Here is a 4,777-nt window from a genome sequence, read left to right on the forward strand (position 1 = left end):
ACCCCGACCCGCGCGGCTGGAAGGCCGCGCTGGCCGCCCTGGTCGGTGGCGGCCGCGATCCCGCCGCGGCCGCCGACGTGCTGGGCAGGCTGGTCGACGACAACGCCATCCCCAACCAGATCGAGCCGTGGCAGGAGTTCGGCCGCCTGGCCATGCGCCTGGACCGGCCCGAGCTGGCCCGGCGCATGGTCGATGAAGTGGTGCGCCGGTTCCCGGGCGAACCCCGGGTGGCGCTGCTGAATGCCAGCCTGATGTTCCAGGCCGGCAGGACCGACGAAGCGCTGGCCACCCTGCGCGCGGTCGAGCCGCGTACCACCAGCGATCCGGAACTACGCAACGCGGTGGCCATCGCCTACGACGCGATGGGCGATGCCAAGGCCGCCGAACGGGTGCTGGCGGTGGGACCACAGGACGTGCAGACCTGGGGCATGCGCGCCTCGCTGCTGGCCAAGCAGAAAGACGACCCGGCGCTGCTGGCGCTGTATACCGAGCTGTCGAAACAGGCCACCCGGCCGGATCCGGCACAGCGCCTGCTGCTGGGCAAGATCGCCGAATACCTCAAGCGCCATGCCGAAGCGGTGGACTGGTACCTCAGCGTGCCCGGCGGTGAAGAGCGTGCCGAAGCGCGCCTGCGCGCGGCCAGTGCCGAGTACGAGCTCGGCCGCACCGACAGGGCCTTTGCCGGCGTCCACGCGATCCAGTCCGACGCCAGCATCGACGACGAGGCGCGCCGCGACGCCTACCTGCTGGAGGCCGAGCTGCGCCAGCGCGGCGACGACCTGCCCGGCGAGCTGGACGCGCTGGCCCGTGGCCTGGCTGCCTACCCGGACGAGAATGCGCTGCTGTACGCGCGCGCGCTGGCCTGGGAGCGCCGCGATGACGTCGCGCGCGCGGAGGCCGACCTGCGCAAGATCCTGGTCACCGAACCGGAAAACGTGGCCGCGCTCAACGCGCTGGGCTACACCCTGGCCGACCGCACCACGCGGTACCAGGAAGCGCTGCAGCTGATCGACCGTGCCCGCGTGGCCGAGCCGGACAATGCGGCCATCGTCGACAGCTATGGCTGGGTGTTGTATCGCCTGGGCCGCAATGAAGAAGCGCTGGTGCAGCTGCGCCGCGCGTGGACCCTGGCCAAGGACCCGGAGATCGCCGCGCACGTCGGCGAAGTGCTGTGGGTGCTGGGGCGCAAGGACGAGGCCCGTCGCTTCTTCGATGAAGCGCGCAGGCTGGACCCGGACAACCGTGCGCTGCAGCGCGTGATCGAGAAATACGGCGTATGAAGTGGATGTCGATGAGGGCCGCCTGCGCGGCGGCCATGGCCCTGTCGTTGTCGGCCTGCGTGTCGCTGGACACCCGCAAGGCGCCGGCCGCGCCGGACGTGGCGACCACGATCAGCGCCGAGGCCCGCCAGGCCGAGGATCTGCGGGTGCAGGCGCTGCGCGACCGGCCGGACTGGTCGTTCGAAGGCCGCGTCGCGGTCAGCAAGGGCCGCAATGGCGGCAGCGGCCGGATCGACTGGCGCCAGCAGTCGCGCGGCTACGTCGTCGCGCTGAGTGCGCCGGTGACCCGGCAGAGCTGGACCCTCAGTGGTGATAGCGCGCAGGGCGGTGGTCGTCTGGACGGCATCGACGGCGGGCCGCGCCAGGGCCCCGACGCGCAGCAGGTGCTGCTCGAGGCCACCGGCTGGGACATCCCGGTCAACCAGCTGCCGGACTGGGTGCGTGGCCTGGTCGCCGCAGACGTGGCCGCCGCCGGGCAGGTCGATCGCGACAGTGAAGGCCGTCCGCGCCGCTTCCAGCAGATGGGCTGGGACATCCAGTACCTGGACTGGTACCCGGCCGAAGACGGGCGACCGGTGCTGCCGCGCCGGATCGAGGCGGTCAGGGGCGACGCCAAGGTGCGCCTGCTGGTGGACGGCTGGGTGCTGGACGCGCCATGAGCGCGCCGGACCTGAACGGCAACGGGGCCTGGTGGCCGGCCCCGGCCAAGCTGAACCTGTTCCTGCACATCACCGGTCGCCGCGCCGACGGTTACCACGAACTGCAGAGCGTGTTCCGCCTGCTCGACTGGGGCGACCGCATCCGGCTGGGCGTGCGCGCCGACGGCAGGGTCCGTCGCGACGGGCCGTCGGCAGCGGGCGTGGCCGAGGCCGACGATCTCGCCATCCGCGCCGCGTTGTTGCTTAAAAATGCGACGAACGTCTCCCAAGGTGCGGATATCGCCATCGAAAAACGCATCCCTGCGGGCGGAGGTTTCGGTGGCGGATCGTCCGATGCGGCCACCGTGCTGGTGGGCTTGAACCACCTCTGGCGGGCCGGGCTGTCGGTGGATGCATTGGCCGAACTGGGCCTGCAGCTGGGCGCGGACGTGCCGGTGTTCGTGCGCGGCCACAACGCCTGGGCCGAGGGCGTGGGTGAGCAGCTGACCCCGTTGGCCCTGCCGCCGGCCTGGTACGTGATCGCCGACCCCGGGGTGCACGTACCGACCGCAGCGCTTTTCGGTTCTCCGGATTTGACGCGAGACGCCCCAGTGGCGAAAATAGCGGACTTCGCTTCCGGGTCTTTGCTCGGGAATGCGTTCGAGCCGGTACTGCGCCGTCGCGAACCTGCCGTCGAGGCAGTGCTCATCGCGTTGGACAGCATCGGTCGGGCACGACTCACCGGGTCGGGAAGCGGTTGTTTCGTCGAGTTCGACACGCGCGCTGCTGCAGAGCAGGGCCTGGCGAAGTTGCCGGAAGGACTGCGGGCATGGGTGGCTGCGGGCGTGGAGCGCTCGCCACTGCTTGATGTACTCGAGCGTTATTGATTTTGATGCAGGGGCGTCGCCAAGAGGCCCAAGGCACCAGGTTTTGATCCTGGCATTCGGAGGTTCGAATCCTCCCGCCCCTGCCACTTGCGGACGCCAACCGCGTTCCATGCGCATGCTGCGCGGACACGGTTGAACGGCCGCGGTGTTGTCACCGCAGACGTCCTCGGGCGCCCGCGGCAGAGTTCTCCGCCAATCGCTCCCGCCCGAGACCGTCATGATGCAAGAACACCCGAACCTGCTGGTATTTTCCGGCAACGCCAACAAGCGCCTTGCGCAGAGCATCTGCAAGGAGCTGGGGGTGCGACCGGGCAAGGCATTGGTGTCGCGCTTCTCCGACGGGGAAGTACAGGTCGAAATCGAAGAGAACGTCCGCAAGCAGGACGTCTTCGTGATCCAGCCGACCTGCGCGCCCAGCGCGGAAAACCTGATGGAACTGCTGGTCCTGATCGATGCGCTCAAGCGCGCCTCGGTCAACAGTGTCACCGCCGTGGTGCCGTATTTCGGCTACTCGCGCCAGGATCGCCGCATGCGTTCCTCGCGCGTGCCGATCACGGCCAAGGTCGCCGCCAAAATGTTCAGCGCCGTTGGCGCCGACCGTGTCCTGACGGTGGACCTGCATGCCGACCAGATCCAGGGGTTCTTCGACATGCCGGTGGACAACGTGTATGCGTCGCCGCTGCTGCTCGCCGATATCTGGCGCGCCTACGGCACCGAAAACCTGATCGTGGTGTCCCCGGACGTGGGTGGCGTGGTGCGTGCGCGCGCCGTGGCCAAGCGCCTGGACGACGCCGACCTGGCGATCATCGACAAGCGCCGGCCGCGCGCCAACGTCTCCACCGTGATGAACATCATCGGTGACGTCGAAGGCAAGACCTGCGTGATGGTCGATGACATCGTCGATACCGCCGGCACCCTGTGCGCGGCCGCCGCGGCGCTGAAGGCGCGTGGCGCGCTCAAGGTGGCGGCATACTGCACCCACGCCGTGCTCTCGGGCCCGGCGGTGGACAACATCAACAACTCCCAGCTCGACGAGCTGGTGGTGACCGACACCATCCCGCTGCGTGAAGAGGCGCGGGTGTGCAGCAAGATCCGCCAGCTCAGCGTGGCGGAAATGCTGGCCGAGACGATGCGCCGCATCGCCTTCGGCGAGTCGGTCAGCTCGCTGTACGTGGATTGATTTTTTTCCTGGCGGCCGGCAACGGCAGCCAGGGCCCCGGGTACGTCTGGTCGCGGACGTGCCTTTCATCGCCAAGCCACTCCGGCAAGGCAACAACTGGTAGAAGAAAAATGTCGAAGACCCATGAAATCAAGGTCACCAAGCGTGAACTGCAGCGTAAGGGTGCGAGCCGCCGCCTGCGTCACGCCGGTGTGATCCCGGCCATCGTGTACGGTGGCAACGCCGAACCGGTCGCCATCAGCCTGGACCACGACGCCACCTGGCTTGCCCAGCAGAACGAGTGGTTCTACTCGTCGATCCTGGACCTGAACCTGGACGGCCAGATCACCAAGGTCCTGCTGCGTGACATGCAGCGCCACCCGCACAAGCAGCTGATCATGCACCTGGACTTCCTGCGCGTGGACGAGAACCAGGCCCTGACCGCTTCGGTGCCGCTGCACTTCATCAACGAAGACACCTCGCCGGCCGGCAAGGCTGCCGACGTCGTGGTCACCCACGAACTGAAGGAAGTGACCATCACCTGCCTGCCGAAGGACCTGCCGGAATCGATCGACGTCGATCTGGCCGAGCTGGCCTCGGGCGACGTGATCAAGCTGTCGGACATCAAGCTGCCGAAGGGCGTGACCATCCCGGCCCTGGCCCTGGGCAAGGACCACGATGATGCGATCGTGACCGCCAAGACCGGCAAGGTCGATGCGGCCGACGAAGAAGCACCGGCTGCAGAGTAAGTACCTGCGGCGGCGGCCCCCCCGGGGCCGCGCCCGGGGAGGGTGTAACCGCCCCCGGGCCGGC

5 protein-coding genes and 1 tRNA gene are annotated in these 4,777 nt (G+C 68.5%); all 6 read left to right on the forward strand.

Annotated elements, in window-relative coordinates:
* The coding region (locus RWO33_RS19190) for a tetratricopeptide repeat protein (RefSeq protein ID WP_314106924.1) at positions 1-1,280 on the forward strand (1,280 nt) is incomplete at its 5' end.
* A 5-nt stretch (positions 1,281-1,285) separates the two neighbouring features.
* Positions 1,286-1,939 carry a lipoprotein insertase outer membrane protein LolB gene (lolB, locus tag RWO33_RS19195; protein WP_314106926.1) on the forward strand — a complete coding sequence of 218 codons (654 nt, stop codon included), beginning with the start codon at positions 1,286-1,288 and terminating at the stop codon, positions 1,937-1,939.
* A complete protein-coding gene (ispE, locus tag RWO33_RS19200) occupies positions 1,936-2,805 on the forward strand; it encodes a 4-(cytidine 5'-diphospho)-2-C-methyl-D-erythritol kinase (RefSeq protein ID WP_314106928.1) in 870 nt (289 codons plus the stop codon). Before lolB ends, ispE begins: the two co-directional genes overlap by 4 nt.
* Positions 2,806-2,814: 9 nt before the next feature.
* Positions 2,815-2,891, forward strand: a tRNA-Gln gene (locus RWO33_RS19205).
* 134 nt (positions 2,892-3,025) lie between these two features.
* On the forward strand, positions 3,026-3,985 hold the full coding sequence (locus RWO33_RS19210; RefSeq protein ID WP_026070235.1) for a ribose-phosphate diphosphokinase: 960 nt from the start codon (positions 3,026-3,028) through the stop codon (positions 3,983-3,985).
* Between the two features lie 110 nt (positions 3,986-4,095).
* Positions 4,096-4,713 carry a 50S ribosomal protein L25/general stress protein Ctc gene (locus RWO33_RS19215; protein WP_314106929.1) on the forward strand — a complete coding sequence of 206 codons (618 nt, stop codon included), beginning with the start codon at positions 4,096-4,098 and terminating at the stop codon, positions 4,711-4,713.
* The last annotated feature ends 64 nt before the right edge of the window (positions 4,714-4,777 follow it).

Origin of the sequence: uncultured Stenotrophomonas sp. (genome assembly GCF_963519925.1) — a bacterium.
GTDB classification, from domain to species: Bacteria; Pseudomonadota; Gammaproteobacteria; order Xanthomonadales; family Xanthomonadaceae; genus Stenotrophomonas; species Stenotrophomonas maltophilia_AE.